Below are 15,245 nucleotides of genomic sequence, written 5' to 3'. Positions count from 1 at the left end.
CGGCCACCGACAACGCCGATCCAGCGCCGATCCAGCGCCGATCCAGCGCCGGCGGCTCAGCGCCGCGGGCGGTCCGGGGCCACCCGCAGGGTGTGCAGCACGGTGGCCAGCATGTCGTAGTGGGCGGCGAGCATCAGCACCTCGATCCGCTCGCGTTCGTCGAAGTGCCGCTCGACCTCGGTCCAGGTGTCGCCGCCGAGGTCGCGGGTCTCGACGAGCTCGTCGGCGACGCGTAGGAGCACCAGCTCGCGCGCACTGAACCCCACCGCTCGGACGCCTCCCGGCGCGTCGATCCGCTCGATGGCCTCGACCTGGTCGGCGCCGAGCCCCGCTCGACGTCCGAGACGGCGATGCTGGGTGAGCTCGTAGGCGGATCCGCGCCGGGCCGCGACCCTCAGGATCACCAGCTCGGACTCGCGGCGGCTCAGCCGGCCGCCCGGCATGAGCCGGCCGGCGAAGTGCAACCACCCCCAGAACAGGCGACGGTGCCGACCGAGGGTGAGGAAGACCGCGGGCGGCTCGGTGCCCTGCACCCGCCCGGCCACGCGGGCGAAGCCCGCCACCAGCGGCCCGATGTCGCGCAGCGTCCCCGGGGCCAGCCGCGGCGCCGACCCGCTCATGCCGCCCGCCTCGCCCGCTCGACGTCCGGGAGGAGCCGGTTCGCCCCGGCGTGGAAGATCCGCATCGCGAGGGCGTAGCCGGGCGGGAAGTAGCGCTGCAGCAGGTGGACGAGCCGGATGTCGGGCGAGGTGTAGATCCAGTAGCGGTTGCGCAGCGCGCCGCGCCAGATCGACGCGGCGGCCTGCTCGGGGCTCACGGCCCGGCGGCGGAAGTGCTCGCGCGCGCGGCGGAACGCCGGGCTCTGGTCGTCGACGCCGGCGATGCGCACGGTCTCGACCATGCCGGTGTCGACCCCGCCGGGGCACACCAGGCTGACGCCGATCCGGTGCTTGCGCAGGTCGTAGCGCAGGACCTCCGAGACGCCCCGCACCCCGAACTTGCTGGCGCTGTAGGCGGCGTGCCACGGCATGGCGATGATGCCGGCGGCCGACGAGACGTTCACCAGCTGCCCGCCCCGGCCGGCCTCGATCATCGGCGGCACGAACTCCTCGATCACGTGGATCGGGCCCATCAGGTTGACGTCGACGACACGTCGCCAGTGCTCGGGCTCCAGCCCGCGCACGGTGCCCCAGATCGCGATGCCCGCCACGTTGAGGACGACGTCCATCGCTCCGCTGCGAGCGGTGATGTCGCGCGCCAACGCGCGCACTTGCTCGTGGTCGGAGACATCCGCGGGCGCCGCGGTGGCCACCGTCGCACCGAGACCGCGCAGCTCGTCGGCCACCCGCGCGAGCGCCTCGGCCTGCACGTCGGTGAGGTGGAGCACCGCACCGCGCTCCGCGGCGTGGCGGGCGACAGCCCGACCGATCCCGCTGGCCGCCCCGGTGACGAGGACCTGGCGGCCGTCGAGGTCGCGCACGGGCGCGCGGAGCATGCCGACGACGGGGAGCGGACGGATCACGGGAGCCTCCTGCGGCGCCGGTGGGGGTAGCGCCTGCGTGGAGGCTAGAGCAGCGGGCGCAGCGGCGCGAGCACCAGCTCGGTGAACTTGCGATGGAGGTCGCGCGCCTCCCACTCGCCGCTGGTGAGCTCGAGGCAGTGGGCCTGGTCGACCTCGAAGATGGCTTCGAGCTCGCGGGCGAAGTCCTCGTCGATCACCTCGACGTTGATCTCGTAGTTGCCCTGGAGGCTCAGCCGGTCGATGTTGGCCGTGCCGACCGTCGACCAGGTGCCGTCGACCGTCGCGGTCTTGGCGTGCACCATCGCGTCGCGGTAGCGCAGGATCCGCACACCGGCGTCGAGCAGCTGGGAGAAGTAGCCCCTTGAGACCCAGTCGGCCACGATGTGGTTCGACTTCAGCGGCAGCAGCAGGCGGACGTCGACGCCGCGGCGCGCGGCGTTCTTGACCGCCTCGATGAAGTCCTCGTCGGGCAGGAAGTAGGCCTGGGTCATCCAGATGTTCCGGCTCGCGCGGTTGATCGCCTCGATGTACATGGCGCGGATGGGGAACATCCACAACCGTGGCACGTTGCGCTGCACGCGCACCCGCGGCTCCCAGGTGGAGGCCGTCTCGAGCAGCAGCGGACGCTCGGTGCCGCGAAGGCGACGGCGCCGGTGCAGGTTCCAGAAGTCGGCGAAGGCGCGCTTGAGGTCCCACACGGCGGGCCCGGTGATGCGCACGTGGGTGTCGCGCCACTCGGTCTCGTAGGCCGACCCGATGTTGTAGCCGCCGACGAAGCCCACCTCGTCGTCCACCACCAGGATCTTGCGGTGGTCGCGGCCGTAGCGGCGCAGGTCGAAGAAGCGCCAGCCCGCCGAGTAGATCGGGTAGCGCACCACCTTGACCGACGACGGGAAGTGCTTGAAGGCGGGTGAGACGACGAGGTTGGCGAAGGCGTCGTAGATGACGAACACCTCGACCCCGCGGTCGGCGGCGGCGACGAGGGCCGCCTTGAACCGCTCGCCGGTGGCGTCGCCCTTCCAGATGTAGGTCTCGAAGAGCACCTGGCGCCGCGCGCCCGCGATGGCCTCCAGCATGTCCTCGTAGAGGTCGCGGCCGAAGGTGTAGGTGGTGATGGCGCCGTCGCCCACCTCGACCGTGTGCGGGCGCCGGGTCGGGAACTCGGGCGTGCGCTTGCCGCGGCGGCGGTACGAGTCGACGAGCGACATCGCGATGGCCACCACGAACGGCACGCCGACGAGGGTGAGGACGACGCGCCGCAGCACGGCGCGCAGGCTGTCGAGCCGATCGCCCCCGCTGCTCCGCCGTCGCCCCACGGGCGTCAATCTAGAGCACCGGCCCCAGCACCACCCGGCGAGGTGACGCCCCCGGGTCGCACCGGCTAGGGCGTGGCCGACGAGCTCGGTGCGGACGACGCCCCTGCCGCCGGGTCCAGACCGCTGGCGTTCGTGCCGCTGAGCAGCTCGAGGCGCTCGACCAGCCAGCGGCCGCCGGTGCGCTTCATCGTCATGCTCACCCGCTGCTCCTCGACCTTGACGTCGCCGAGGTCCTGGGCCGGGCCGCCGTCGGAGATCGCCTGGTCGACGAAGGCCAGCACCTCGACCTGGTCGGCGGAGACGGGACGGGCAGCGGCATCGAGCACCTGTCCCTTGGCGGTGACCTGTCCGTCGACGATCGCCTTCTTGAGCTGGTCGACGTTCGGCGCGAGCCGCTGGCGCAGGGCCGGGTCGGCGATCTGGTCGAGCCAGGCGAACTCGTGCTCGCCGTCCCTGTACGAGTAGGTGGTGATCTGCACGAGCACCGCGCGGGCGGCGTCCAGGGCGGCCTTGCCGGCGTCGTCGCGCGCGGTGAATTGCTCGGCAGTGGCGCGGGCGGCGTCGAGGTCCTCGCCCTCGCTGCGCTGCCCCAGCGCGAGCCAGACGATGACGCCGAGGGCCACCACGAGCGCGGCGGCCAGCGCGATCACGGTTGTCGAGGCCTCGCGGACCTTCTCGAGGCGGCTCATCGGACGGGCCCCGGGGCTTGGGCGGCGCCGCGCTGCAGCGTGGCGAACGACGCCGGGCAGCTGCCGTCGGTCTGCAGCGGACGGCGCTCGTTGCTCTTGGGGTTGAGCCGGCTGATGTTGTCGTAGGTGCAGCGGGTGTCGCGCTTGGGGATGATCGCGATGCGCAGCTTGCCGTCGCGCACCTTGTCGAGCAGCGACTGCAGGCCCGGCGAGTACGACTGCAGCAGCGCGCGCAGGTGCGGCTCGTAGGAGGCGAAGATGTCGGTGAAGCTGACCCCCGTCTCCAGGAAGCCGGGCAGGACCTCCTGGGCGTCGCGCACCAGGGCGAGCAGCTGGTCGAGCTGCTTCGGACCGCGCTGCAGGGTGCGGCGCAGCTCGGGGTCGTAGTCCTTGAGGAAGCGCGCGAACTGCTTCGACGAGCGGGCGAGGGTCTGCAGGGAGTCGGCGTTGTCGGTCACGATCCCGAGCACCGGGTCGGCGTTCGTGATCACCCGATCGGTCTCGGGCCAGACCTCGTTGAGGGTCTGCAGCAGGCGCCCGCCCTGGTCGAGGATCTGGCCGAGCGCGTCGCCGGTGCCCTGCAGGCCGGTGGAGAGCTCCTCGAGGAGGATCTTCAGCTTCTTGTCGTCGATCTGGCGCAGCAGTCCGTTGACCGCGATCACCGTCGAGCTGAGGCTCTTCGGCAGGTCCGTGGACGACGCGGGCACGATGTCGCCGGTGGCGAGGTAGGGCCCCTTCTGCGCCACCGGCTGGAAGTCGAGGTACTGCTCGCCCACGGGCGAGAGGCTGCGCACGCGGGCCAGCGCCGCCTTCGGGATCTCGATGTCGGAGGTGATGGCCACCGTGGCCCGCACGCCGGCGGCGTCCGGAGCCACGTCGGTGACCTTGCCGACCTTGACGCCGCGGTAGGTGACCGAGGCGCCCTTGAAGAGCCCGCCGGTCTGGGCGAGCTGCACCTCGACGGTGACGGGCCGGCGCGTCAGCGGCTGGTCGAGCACACCGCCGAAGATGTAGGCGACCGCCACCACGAACACCGCGATCACGCCCGCCAGGCTGAGGTGCAGGCGATTGGTGAACACGGACCTGACGAACCTCACGAGCGTCCTCCGAGCAGGCCCCCGAGGAGGCCGGTGAGACCGCCCGGCGTGGTGCCGGGCGAGGGGTTCTGCGGCGGTCGCACGATGGCGCTGCGCGGCGGCGTCGCCGCTCCCCCGCGGGTCGTGCTCGGGGCCGCTGTGCGCCCGAGCCCGAGCAGGTTGCCGAGGTCGAGCAGCTGACCGGACCCGAGGCTGGTGCCGTCGAGGCCCAGGAGGCCGAGCAGACCCTGGATGGTGCCGCCGACGAGCCCGCCGATGTCGGTGCCGTCGAGGTGCAGCTCGAGGCTGATGTTGAGGTAGTCGGTGGCCACGATCGCATCGGCGGTCTTGGCGCCCTCGATCAGCGCCCGCAGCGAGCGGTCGAAGTCGGGGCCGCTGCGCGCGAACTCGGCGAGCACCGGCTCGATCTCGCGCACCACGGTGAGCAGCTGGCTGCGGGTGGCGGTGACGGTGGAGCTGGCGGCTGCGCTGAACTTCTCGACCTCGGCGAGGAGACGGGTGAAGTCGGGGGTGTTGCGGCGCAGCACGCGCGCCGCCGGCTCGAGGTCCTTCACCACGCGGTTGATGGTGTCGCTGCGGCCCTTCAACGTCGTGGAGAGCGAGTCGAGGGAGGTGAGCAGCTGGTCGATGCTGCGCGTGGTGGCGTTGGCCTCGGTGAGGAACACCGTGGCGCGGTCGAGCAGGGTGCGGTAGTCGGACTCGTTGCCGTTGAGCGCGGTGTTGAGCTCCTCGGTGATGGTCTGCAGCTGCTCGAGGCCGCCGCCGTTGATGAGCAGCGACGCCTGCGCGAGCGTGTCCTCGACCGACGGCGCCGTCGAGGTCTGCTGCTGGGTGAGCACCGCGCCGTCCTTGAGGACGGCGCCCTCGGCGGGGTTGGTGACATCGACGAACAGCTCGCCCAGCGGCGTGGTGTAGCGCAGGCGCACGCGGGCCCCCTCGCGCAGCGCGGCGTCCTTCCTCACCGCGAGCGTGGCCACGGCGGAGAAGTCCTTGGGCGCCACCTCCTCGACCCGCCCCATGTCGACGCCGTTGACCTTGACGGGAGCGCCGACGGCGAGGTTCAGCGCGTCGCCGAACTCCGCCTTGACCTCCGTGGTGTCGCCGCCCACCCCGGTGCCCGGGATGGGGAGGTCGCGCATGGTGGTGGAGCAGGCCGAGAGCAGCGCCAGCAGGGCGGCCAGGACGACACCCAGCGCGCCGCGGACGGCGCGTCGGCGCGCCCGCGCGGTGGCGGTGGCGGCAGTGGCAGTGGTGGTCATCGTCGTCCTCACTTGCCCAGCGGGAGGCCGTCGATGATGTTGCACAGCTCGCCCGGGAGCTGGGCGCAGCCCTGCTGGAGCACCCCGCCGAGCGGGTCCAGGATGAGCGGGTCGATGCGCACCGGCAGTCGGTCGCCGCGGATCATCGCGATGTTCTGCAGGGCGAGCGGCATCGCGCGCAGCACCTCCTCGAGCTGCTTCTGCTTGGCGAGCACGGTGTCCATCACGCCGCTGGTGCCGTCGAGCGTGCGCACGATGGCCTCGCGGTTGTCGACGGCGAACTTCGCCACGAGGGTGACCGCACGGTCCAGGGCGCGCAGGGTCTCGCGGAAGTTGCCGCGCTCCTCGGCGAGGAACTGCGAGGCCTCGGCGACCTGGCGCACGAAGGTGCGCGCGGTCGACTCGTTCTTCGCAACCGCCGAGAGCAGCACGTCGAGCGAGCGCAGGGTGGCTGCGATGTCGCCGCGCTGGGCGGAGATCGCGTCGACGCCGTCGGCGAGCGAGAGGATCGTCTGGTTGATGAGGGGGCCGCGGCCCTGCAGGGCCGCCGTGCCGGCGTCGATGAAGCGCTGCACGGCCTTCGTGGTGGCGCGGTTGCCGCTGATGCCGGTGGCGAAGTCGTTGAGGGCGCTGAGCACCTCGTCGAAGTCGACCGGCGTGCGGGTGCGCTGCACCGGGATGGTGGCTCCGGCGCTGAGCTTCGGGCCCTCCCGGTAGACCGGGGTGAGCTCGATGTAGCGGTCGGTGGCCACCGAGCGGGCCACGACCGCGGCACCGACATCGGCGGGCAGGGGCTGGTCGGCGTCCACCTTCATGGTCACCAGCACCTTGTCGCCGACCGGATCGATCGAGGAGATGGTGCCGACGTTGACGCCGAGGACCCCGACGTCGTTGCCGACGAAGAGACCGGCGGCGTCGGCCAGGTAGGCCTTCACCGTGACCTGGTCACCACCGGGAGTCACGTCGTCCACGAGGCTGCAGCCGCTGATGAGGGCGCCGCTGCCCAGCAGGACGACGCCCGCGAGCAGGGCCCTCAGGGAGCGGACGTGGCGGTCGCGCGCCATCAGCAGCGTCCTTCCGACTTGCAGATCGAGTCGTCGCCCGGCAGCGCGGGCGGCTTGATGTAGAGCGGGATGTAGGGGCCGCTGCCGGTGGCGTTGGCGAGATAGCGCACCGAGGGCGCAAGACCGTCGAGCAGGGCCTGCAGCTGCTTGTCCTGCCGGTTGAGGGTGTCGAGCACCTGGTCGAGGTCGTCGAGCGCGGGCTTCACCTTGCCGTCGGTGCCGGTGACGATCGCGCTGAGCGCCTGGGAGAGCTGGGTGGTCTCGCTCAGCAGGCGACGGATCGCCTCCTTGCGGCCGTTGATCTCGGCCAGCACCAGGTTGGCCTGCTTCATGAGCCCGACGATGTCGCCGGTGCTGCGCGAGAGCTGATCGGTGAGCTTGCGGGTGGAGGCCAGCAGGTCGCCGATCTGGCCGGAGCGGCGGGAGACCACCTCGGAGAGCCGCGCCACGCCCTCCAGCGCGGGTCCGATCTCCTCCTTGCTCGAACCGAGCGTGTCGGCCGCGGCGGTGAGCGCCTTGGCGAGCACCTCGGGGTCGAGCTCCTCGAGGGCGTTCGAGCCCTCCTCGATGACGTCCTGCAGGTTGTAGGGCACCGAGGTGCGATCGAGCGGGATGCGGTCGCCCGCCAGCGCTCCCTGACCGGCCGGCGTGATCTCGAGGTAGTGGGTGCCGAGCAGGGTGGCGACCTTGACCGTGGCGGTCGAGCGCTCACCGAGGCTGATGTCGCGATCCAGCGCGAAGGTCACGAGCACCTGGGGGCCGTCGAGCCGGATGTCGGTGACCTTGCCGGAGATGACGCCGTGCACCTCGACGTCCTCGCCCTTGCGCAGGCCGGCAGTGTGCTCGAGCACGGCAGTGTAGGACTTCGTGCCGAAGTTGGTGACGCTCAGCACGAGGATGCCAGCACCGATGAGGCCGATCACGAGGATGGCGACGAGACCGACCTTCAGCGGGTCGCGCTCGTTGACGGGCTTGAGGGTGGGCGTGAGCCTCATCGACACACCGCCGATCGCGGACCGTTGGCGCCGGCCGGGTTGAAGCCGGGGTCGCCCGGGATGATCGAGAGCGACAGCGAGCAGACGTAGATGTTCAGGGCGTTCTCGTAGGAGGTCGAGCGACCGAGGGACTCCACGATCGTGCGGAAGGCCGGGAGCGAGGCGGCGATGCTGCCGCGGGAGCGCTGCAGGATGTCGGCGACGGTCACCAACCGGTCGGTGGCGCGGACGACGGGCACCCGCACGTCGCGCAGCAGGGAGCTGGTGACGCCCACGAGCTGGCTGACACCGTCGATCGAGTCGCCGATCGACTCGCGGTCGCGGGCCAGACCCGTCATCAGGGCGCGCAGCTCGCGCACCGTCGAGGTCAGCTGGTCGCCCTGGCCGGCCAGGTTGTCGAGCACCGGCTTGAGGTTGGTGGCGACGCGACCGATGACCTCGTCGCGGTCGGCGAGGAAGTCGCTGAGCTGGGCGGTCTGGCCGAGCAGCTGCTCGACGGTGCCGCCCTCACCCTGGAGCACCTTCACGATCGATCCGGCGAGCCGGTTCACGTCGGCCGGCTGCAGCACCTGGAAGAGGGGGCGGAACCCGTTGAGCAGCGCGGTGAGGTCGAAGCCCGGATCGGTGCGCGTTACGGGGATGCGGGAACCCGCCTTCAGGGCGGGACCGCGGTCGGCGCCCTGCACCATCGCGATGTAGCGCTGCCCGAGGAGGTTCTGGTAGCGCATCACGAACTTGGTGGTGTCGAGCACCTGCTGGCGGTCGACGACCTCGAGGGTCACCAGCGCGCCGTTGCCGTCGACGGCGATGTCCTCGACCCGCCCGACGCGCACGCCGGCGGCCTTGACGTCGTCACCGACCCGCAGCCCGCTGACGTCGCGGAACTCGGCGCGGAACTCGCGCTTGTCGCCGCTGATGCCGTTGAGCATCGTGTTGGTGAGCAGCAGCAGCATGAGCCCGCTCAGCGCGGCGAAGGCGGCGAACTTGATGGCGATCGAGCGCAGGCCGGTCATCGCGCACCTCCGAACATGGCGCCCATACCTGCCGGGTCGCTCGACCCGGTGCGGTAGCGGGGCCGCTGGTCGGCGCCGTAGGGGCGGGCGAGGTCGAACTTCAAGATCGCATCCGATCGCAGGAACCCGTCCTGGCGCACGGTCGGCAGCACCCGTCCCACCTCGAGGTTGGTGGCGATCGAGCCGCCGATGCCGATGCGTCGGTTGTCGTGCACGGCGTCGACGAGGATCGCCGAGCCGTCGAGGAACGCGATCAGGCGAGCCCGGTTCGCGTTCAGGAAGCCGCGTCCGGTGCGCGCGAGGGTCGTGCCTCCGGCGATGAGGGCGGTGATCGAGGCCTCTTGGGTGACGACCGTGTCGAGCGTGGTGAGAATGTTGTCGGAGGCGTCGAGGAGGTCGGGGGCGATCCGGTCCAGGACGCTCGTGGCGCGGGCGAGCTCGGCGAGGTCGGAGCGCACCTGCGGCATCCGGGGGTTGATCCGCGCCAGGTAGGTGTTGGCCTCGCGGACGTTGCGCTTGATGAGGTCGCCGCGGCCGTTGAGGGCCTGCGCTGCCGAGCCGATGGCCGAGGCGAGGTCGGCGGGGCCGAGCGCCTTGACGAGACGGTCGATGTCGTCGAGCGCCTGCTGCAGCTCGAGCGTGCCCTGGCTGCGGTCGGCCTGGACGACCGACCCCGCCTCGAGGCGCCCGGTGCGCTCGCCGTGCACGACGAGGTCGACGAAGGTCGTGCCGAACACGGTGGCCGGCAGGATGCGCGCCACGACGTTGGCCGGCACCTCACCCAGGTAGTCGGACCACATCTCGAGGTCGAGGGTGACGCTGCGGCCGTCGTCCGCGGTGCGGATGGCGGCGACCTTGCCGATGATCGCGCCGTTCATCTTCACGTCCGAGCCCTTGCGCAGCGAGCCGCCGGCGTTGGCGACGTCGGCGGTGACGTGCGGGCTGGAGCCGAAGGTGCCGTTGCCCTTGAGCGACACCGCCGTGAGCAGCACGGCGACGACGACGAGGGTCAGCAGGCCGCGGCGGGCGAGCCGCTGGCGGGAGATCTCACGAGCCATCGTTCACCTCACCCCGAGATCCGGAAGCCCGGGTCGCCGCCCCAGAACACGAGGGTGAGGACCATGTCGAGGACGACGACGGAGACGATGCTCGCGCGGATGCCCGTGCCGGTGGCCTCGCCGACCGACTGCGGGCCGCCCGAGACGCGCATGCCGTACCAGCAGTGGATGAGCGCCACGGTGAGGGCGAAGATGAGGATCTTGACGACCGAGAACAGGATGTCGCGGCCCTGGATCAACGTGGAGAAGTAGTGGTCGTACTGGCCCGGCGACTGGCCGAAGAGCAGCACCACGGAGGCCTCGGAGGCCACGTAGCTGCCGATCAGGCCGATCAGGTAGAGCGGCAGGATCGAGACCATGCAGGCGATCACGCGGGTGGCGACGACGTAGCGCATCGCGCTGACGGCCATCACCTCGATCGCGTCGATCTCCTCGTGGATCTTCATCGAGCCGATCTGCGCGGTGAACCGGCAGCCGACCTGGGCGCCGAGCGCGAGGGCGGCGATGAGCGGCGCCAGCTCGCGGGTGTTCACGCTCGCCGAGATGAAGCCAGTGAGCGGGGAGAGACCCACGATCTCGAGGCCGTTGAAGCCCTCGATGCCGATGGAGGTGCCGGCCGCGATCGAGAGGAGCACCATCACGCCGACGGTGCCGCCGCCGACGAGGATGGCGCCGCTGCCCCAGGAGATGTCCTTGATCTGGCGCAGCACCTCCTTCGGGTACAGCGCGATGGTGGCCGGGATGTTGCGGAAGACGTCGACGGCGAAGGTCGAGAACGAGCCGAGCGTGGCGAGTGCGCGCACGAGGCCGTCCAGCAGACCCACGACGAGGTCGGAGAGGCGGCCACCCATGCTGCGACCGAGGCGGATGTCGGCCATCAGGCACCACCGGGGAAGAGCATCACGTAGGCCTGGGTGAGCCCGACGTTGACCACGGCCAGCAGGATCACGCTGAGGACGACGGCCTGGTTGACGGCGTCCGCGACGCCCTTGGGGCCGCCGCGGGCGCTGAGGCCCTTGTGGGCGGCCACGATCGTGGCCATGAAGCCGAAGATGAACGCCTTGATCTCGGCGAGGATCAGGTCGGCCGGTTGGGCGAGGCCGACGAAGGAGTCCAGGTAGGTGCCCGAGGAGATCTGCCCGGTGCCGACGACGAGGATGAACGCGGTGGTCATCGCGGACATCGCCACGATCACCGTGAGCAGCACCGAGACCAGCAGAGCGGCGAGGATGCGCGGCGCGACGAGTCGCTGGATCGGTGAGATGCCCATGACCTTGAGGGCGTCGATCTCCTCGCGCACGGTGCGTGCGCCGAGGTCGGAGCAGATCGCGGAACCCACCGCACCCGCGATCATCAGCGAGGTGACGAGCGGGGCGCCCTGGCGCAGCACGCCGATGCCGTTGACCGCGCCGATGAACGACTGGGCGCCGATCTGGTTGGCAGCGGCGCCGATCTGCACCGAGGTGATGACGCCGAACGGGATCGAGACGAGGATCGTCGGGAGCAGCGAGACCCGGGTCATGAACCAGCACTGGAGCAGGAACTCCGACCAGCTGAAGCGCCGCGCGATGATGTCGGAGAAGCCCCACTGGATCGACTCGACGGCGAGCTTCACGAGCTCGCCGGTGGTGATGACACCCGCGCGGGCGCGCCCGGCGAGGTTGTCGACGACCGACCGGCCGCCGGCGACGACCGCGCTCATCGGCGCGACTCCTGCCCGGCCATGCACTCCCCCGAGATGCTGCTCATCGGGATCATCCGTCCTCCCCGCGTGCGTGATTCGCACGTTCGTTCCCTCATCCGCACCGGGACGATCCCTCGACGATGTTCCTGTTGCTCGGTGTAACAGATATCACGCGATTCGGTCACGTGTGGGCAGATGTCCGCGCGGCGACATCCGCGGCCCCCTCCGCGGGCGGTGCAGACCTCCGACGGCCACCAGGAACGGCACCCGACCGCGCTGCCCCGCCCAGGGGCGGAGGTAGGCGGCCATCGCGGCATCGTCGAACGGTGTGCCCGTCAGCGCCCACCCGACGTCCTTGGCGACGTGGTAGTCGCCGAAGGACACCGCGTCGGGGTCGCCGAGCGCACGCTGGCGCGCCTCGGCCGCCGTCCACACGCCGATGCCGGGCAGGCTGCGCAGGCGCCGCTCGAGCTCGGCGCCGTCGATCGCCGCCGGCGTGCCGGCGGCCTCCCGGTCGAGCCGTGCGATCGCGTCACCTCGGCGGGCGAGGGTGACGAGCGTGCGCGAGCGGGCGGGGTCGATGTGCATCTCCAGCCACTGCCAGGAGGCGATGGTCGCGAGGCGCTCCGCCGTCGGCGGGACCGCCAGCCCGACCTCCGGCCCCGGGCCCGGTGCCGGCTCACCGAAGCGCCGCACCAGGCGGCGGAAGCCGGCGAAGGCCTCCTGCCCGGTCACCTTCTGCTCGATCACCGCCGGCACGAGCGCCTCGAGCACGTTGTCGGTGCGCCCGAGGCGGATGTGCGGGTGACGGCGGCGCACCTCGGCGAGCAGCGGGTGGCGCGGCTCGAACGGCGACCAGTCGTCGTGCTCACCCAGCAGCGCGGGCAGCTGCTCCAGCACCCAGTGCGCACCTGGACCCCACGCGTGAGCCTCGATGCTGCCGTCGGGGCACTGGTCGCTGATCGCGATCGTCGCCGGACCCTCGGGCGTGCGAGTGCCGCGCCAGTGTCGGCCGCCGACGCCCAGCCGGTGGGTCGGGTCGCCGCCGCCGCGCCGCTGCTGGCGCAGGATCGCGAGCACCGGGACCGGTCGCCCCGGCCTCCACGTGCGCTCGGCCTCGGGCCGGGCGGAGCCGGCGGGCGGGGTGGCGCGGATCACCGGAGAACTGTAGGTCGGGGAGGGCGTCTCCGGCGATGTACCGCGGTCATCGAGGCAGCGGGGCCAGAGCAGGACTAGAGTCTGTCGCGAAGAGGTGAAGAGCTTTCGCGGCGAAGGGTCGCCAATTCATCTCCCCCGCCGCACCCCATCCGGAGGATCCGTGACCGTCGAGAGCACCCGTCGTCGTCCACGGCTCGACCGTGAGGCGGTGCTCGTCGCCGCCGAGGAGCTGGTCGACCGCGACGGCTACGACGCGCTCACGATGACGTCGCTGGCCGCCGAGCTCGACACCCGCGTGTCGTCGCTCTACAACCACGTGGCCAACCTCGAGGACCTCCGCGCGCTGGTGCAGGTGCGGGCGATGCGCCTGCTCGGCGAGCACGTGCGCACCGCCGCCATGGGGCACGCCGGACTCGACGGGCTGCGCGCACTCAGCCATGCCCTGCGCGCCTTCGCCCTGGCGCACCCGCACCGCTACGCCGCGCTCACCCGCCCGCCGATCGACCCCGAGTCGTTCTACGCCGCCGCGCTCGTGGCGATCGAGGCCCTGGCCGTGATGGTGCGCTCGGCCGGCCTGCCCGAGGAGCACCTGCTGCAGACCGCGATGGCGATCTTCGCCTCGCTGCACGGCTTCGTCTCGCTCGAGGTCGCCGGCTACTTCAGCGACCTGTCGGGCACGGGCGAGGGTGCCGGCCAGAATGGCACTGCGCCCGGCTCGATCGACGTGAGCCTCGACCTCGACGTCGTCTTCGCCCAGATCATCGAGGGCGCGGTGGGGGCCGCGGCGGCGCGCGTCGACCGCTGATCCCTCCCCTGGCGCTCGCGCGAGCCTCGCTGTCGGTGCCGCCCTGCACACTGGCCGGGTGCTGCTCCACGACCTCGTCACCGCCTCCGCCGCGGTCGCGGCGACCCGCTCGCGCACCACGAAGGCCGAGACGCTCGCAGCCCTGCTCGGCGCAGTCGCAGCCGACGAGCGGGCGCTGGTCGCGCACTACCTGAGCGGCCGGCTCCGACAGCGCCGCACCGGCCTCGGTTGGCGCAGCCTCCAGCAGCTGCCGCCGGCGGCGGACGAGCCGTCGCTCACCGTCTCCGAGGTGGACGACGCCTTCGCCGCCATGGCTGCGCTCGCCGGCAAGGGCTCGGCCACCGAGCGCACCCGGCAGGCGAACGAGCTCTTCTCTCGCGCCACCGACGAGGAGCAGCGCTGGCTGCGAGCCGTGGCCGTGGGCGAGGTGCGCCAGGGAGCGCTCGAGGCGGCGGTCACCGACGCGCTCGCCCGGGCCGCGGGCGTCCCGCTCGCCGCGATGCGCCGGGCGGCGATGTTGGCAGGGGGCGCCACCTACGTGGTCGACGCCGCCTTCGAGGGCACCGACGCGCTCGCCGCCGTCGGCCTCACCGTCGGCCGCCCGATCATGCCGATGCTCGCCTCCTCGGCCCCCGACGTCACGGCAGCGATCGAGCGGTTCGAGGGCGAGATCGGCGTCGACGCCAAGCTCGACGGCATCCGCGTACAGGTGCACCGCAACGGCGACGAGGTGGTCGTCGCCACCCGCAGCCTGGACGACGTGACCGCCCGGCTGCCCGAGGTCGTCGCGGCCGTCCGCGCGCTGCCCGCGCAGCGCGTGGTGCTCGACGGCGAGGCGCTCGCGCTCGCCGACGACGGCCGCCCCCGCCCGTTCCAGGAGACCGCCTCGCGCACCGGTCGCCAGGACGGCGACGCCAGCACCGCGATCACCCCGTATTTCTTCGATCTGCTCCACCTCGATGGCACCGACCTCATCGACCTCCCCGCCCGCGAGCGTTGGGCCGCGCTCGAGCGGCTCGTGCCCGAGCACCAGCGGGTGCGCCGATGGATCGGCAGCGACGCGGCGGAGGCCGAGCGCTTCACGGCCGACGTCCTGGCGCAGGGCCACGAGGGTGTCGTGGTGAAGGACGTCGACGCGCCCTACGAGGCCGGTCGCCGCGGCGCCGCCTGGGTCAAGGTCAAGCCCGTGCACACCCTCGACCTCGTGGTGCTCGCGGTCGAGCGCGGCTCCGGACGCCGCTCCGGCTGGCTCTCCAACATCCACCTCGGCGCCCGCGACCCCGACTCCCCTACCGGCTTCACGATGCTGGGCAAGACATTCAAGGGCATGACCGACGAGACCCTCGCCTGGCAGACCGAGCGCTTCCGCGAGCTCGAGACCGCGGACGACGGCTACGTCGTCACCGTGCGCCCCGAGCAGGTCGTCGAGATCGCCTTCGACGGCGTGCAGCGCTCGACGCGGTACCCAGGTGGTGTCGCGCTGCGGTTCGCGCGCGTCGTCCGGTACCGGGAGGACAAGACGGCCGACGAGGCCGACACGATCGACGCCGTGCGCGCCTTCACCGGCTGAGTCGGCGGAACACCA

At 71.8% G+C, this 15,245-nt stretch carries 15 protein-coding genes; 2 read left to right on the top strand and 13 right to left on the bottom strand.

Going from position 1 to position 15,245, the window contains the following annotated elements:
- Positions 1-56: 56 nt before the first annotated feature.
- The 13 genes from ACERUN_RS09025 to ACERUN_RS08965 all read right to left on the bottom strand — a co-directional run bounded on the left by ACERUN_RS09025 (position 57) and on the right by ACERUN_RS08965 (position 12,855).
- Complete coding sequence (locus ACERUN_RS09025; RefSeq protein ID WP_370289562.1) at positions 57-620, bottom strand: carboxymuconolactone decarboxylase family protein; 564 nt, start codon at positions 618-620, stop codon at positions 57-59.
- Positions 617-1,522 carry an SDR family oxidoreductase gene (locus tag ACERUN_RS09020; protein ID WP_370289561.1) on the bottom strand — a complete coding sequence of 302 codons (906 nt, stop codon included), beginning with the start codon at positions 1,520-1,522 and terminating at the stop codon, positions 617-619. The genes ACERUN_RS09025 and ACERUN_RS09020 overlap by 4 nt, the downstream gene beginning before the upstream one ends.
- Positions 1,523-1,566: 44 nt before the next feature.
- Entirely contained in the window at positions 1,567-2,838 is a 1,272-nt protein-coding gene (locus ACERUN_RS09015; protein ID WP_370289560.1) for a phosphatidylserine/phosphatidylglycerophosphate/cardiolipin synthase family protein, read from the bottom strand.
- 65 nt (positions 2,839-2,903) lie between these two features.
- Positions 2,904-3,527, bottom strand: a complete 624-nt coding sequence (locus ACERUN_RS09010) for a hypothetical protein (protein WP_370289559.1) — start codon at positions 3,525-3,527, stop codon at positions 2,904-2,906.
- Entirely contained in the window at positions 3,524-4,606 is a 1,083-nt protein-coding gene (locus ACERUN_RS09005) for an MCE family protein (RefSeq protein WP_370289558.1), read from the bottom strand. The genes ACERUN_RS09010 and ACERUN_RS09005 overlap by 4 nt, the downstream gene beginning before the upstream one ends.
- 14 nt (positions 4,607-4,620) lie before the next feature.
- Positions 4,621-5,883, bottom strand: coding sequence for an MCE family protein (locus ACERUN_RS09000; RefSeq protein ID WP_370289557.1), 1,263 nt, complete (start codon positions 5,881-5,883; stop codon positions 4,621-4,623).
- Positions 5,884-5,891: 8 nt separating this feature from the next.
- Positions 5,892-6,947 (bottom strand): MCE family protein, encoded by a 1,056-nt coding sequence (locus tag ACERUN_RS08995; protein WP_370289556.1) that lies wholly within the window; start codon positions 6,945-6,947, stop codon positions 5,892-5,894.
- Positions 6,947-7,942, bottom strand: a complete 996-nt coding sequence (locus ACERUN_RS08990; RefSeq protein WP_370289555.1) for an MCE family protein — start codon at positions 7,940-7,942, stop codon at positions 6,947-6,949. Before ACERUN_RS08990 ends, ACERUN_RS08995 begins: the two co-directional genes overlap by 1 nt.
- A complete protein-coding gene (locus ACERUN_RS08985) occupies positions 7,939-8,955 on the bottom strand; it encodes an MCE family protein (protein WP_370289554.1) in 1,017 nt (338 codons plus the stop codon). The genes ACERUN_RS08990 and ACERUN_RS08985 overlap by 4 nt, the downstream gene beginning before the upstream one ends.
- Positions 8,952-10,013: an MCE family protein gene (locus ACERUN_RS08980; RefSeq protein ID WP_370289553.1), complete on the bottom strand. Its 1,062-nt coding sequence runs from the start codon at positions 10,011-10,013 to the stop codon at positions 8,952-8,954. The genes ACERUN_RS08985 and ACERUN_RS08980 overlap by 4 nt, the downstream gene beginning before the upstream one ends.
- Positions 10,014-10,021: 8 nt before the next feature.
- Positions 10,022-10,891, bottom strand: a complete 870-nt coding sequence (locus ACERUN_RS08975; protein WP_370289552.1) for an MlaE family ABC transporter permease — start codon at positions 10,889-10,891, stop codon at positions 10,022-10,024.
- On the bottom strand, positions 10,891-11,715 hold the full coding sequence (locus tag ACERUN_RS08970; protein ID WP_370289551.1) for an MlaE family ABC transporter permease: 825 nt from the start codon (positions 11,713-11,715) through the stop codon (positions 10,891-10,893). Before ACERUN_RS08970 ends, ACERUN_RS08975 begins: the two co-directional genes overlap by 1 nt.
- Before the next feature lie 150 nt (positions 11,716-11,865).
- The gene (locus ACERUN_RS08965) at positions 11,866-12,855 is read right to left on the bottom strand and encodes a DNA-3-methyladenine glycosylase (RefSeq protein ID WP_370289550.1); all 990 of its coding nucleotides are present in this window, start codon (positions 12,853-12,855) and stop codon (positions 11,866-11,868) included.
- Between the two features lie 160 nt (positions 12,856-13,015).
- Here ACERUN_RS08965 and ACERUN_RS08960 point away from each other — a divergent pair, with 160 nt between their 5' ends.
- Together ACERUN_RS08960 and ACERUN_RS08955 are read left to right on the top strand one after the other, a co-directional pair.
- Positions 13,016-13,660, top strand: coding sequence for a TetR/AcrR family transcriptional regulator (locus ACERUN_RS08960; protein ID WP_370289549.1), 645 nt, complete (start codon positions 13,016-13,018; stop codon positions 13,658-13,660).
- 58 nt (positions 13,661-13,718) lie between these two features.
- The gene (locus tag ACERUN_RS08955; RefSeq protein WP_370289548.1) at positions 13,719-15,230 is read left to right on the top strand and encodes an ATP-dependent DNA ligase; all 1,512 of its coding nucleotides are present in this window, start codon (positions 13,719-13,721) and stop codon (positions 15,228-15,230) included.
- The last annotated feature ends 15 nt before the right edge of the window (positions 15,231-15,245 follow it).

The sequence above is a fragment of the Nocardioides sp. genome (assembly GCF_964229035.1).
Taxonomy (GTDB): Bacteria; Actinomycetota; Actinomycetes; order Propionibacteriales; family Nocardioidaceae; genus Nocardioides.
The sequence above is the reverse complement of the archived record's forward strand: the minus strand, read 5'-3'. Positions and strand labels throughout refer to the sequence as shown.

Coding starts and splice junctions, on each gene's coding strand:
- ACERUN_RS09025 (WP_370289562.1), bottom strand. CDS start 620: ATGAGCGGGTCGGCGCCGCGGCTGGCCCCGGGGACGCTGCGCGACATC.
- ACERUN_RS09010 (WP_370289559.1), bottom strand. CDS start 3,527: ATGAGCCGCCTCGAGAAGGTCCGCGAGGCCTCGACAACCGTGATCGCG.
- ACERUN_RS09000 (WP_370289557.1), bottom strand. CDS start 5,883: ATGACCACCACTGCCACTGCCGCCACCGCCACCGCGCGGGCGCGCCGA.
- ACERUN_RS08995 (WP_370289556.1), bottom strand. CDS start 6,947: ATGGCGCGCGACCGCCACGTCCGCTCCCTGAGGGCCCTGCTCGCGGGC.
- ACERUN_RS08990 (WP_370289555.1), bottom strand. CDS start 7,942: ATGAGGCTCACGCCCACCCTCAAGCCCGTCAACGAGCGCGACCCGCTG.
- ACERUN_RS08985 (WP_370289554.1), bottom strand. CDS start 8,955: ATGACCGGCCTGCGCTCGATCGCCATCAAGTTCGCCGCCTTCGCCGCG.
- ACERUN_RS08980 (WP_370289553.1), bottom strand. CDS start 10,013: ATGGCTCGTGAGATCTCCCGCCAGCGGCTCGCCCGCCGCGGCCTGCTG.
- ACERUN_RS08975 (WP_370289552.1), bottom strand. CDS start 10,891: ATGGCCGACATCCGCCTCGGTCGCAGCATGGGTGGCCGCCTCTCCGAC.
- ACERUN_RS08970 (WP_370289551.1), bottom strand. CDS start 11,715: ATGAGCGCGGTCGTCGCCGGCGGCCGGTCGGTCGTCGACAACCTCGCC.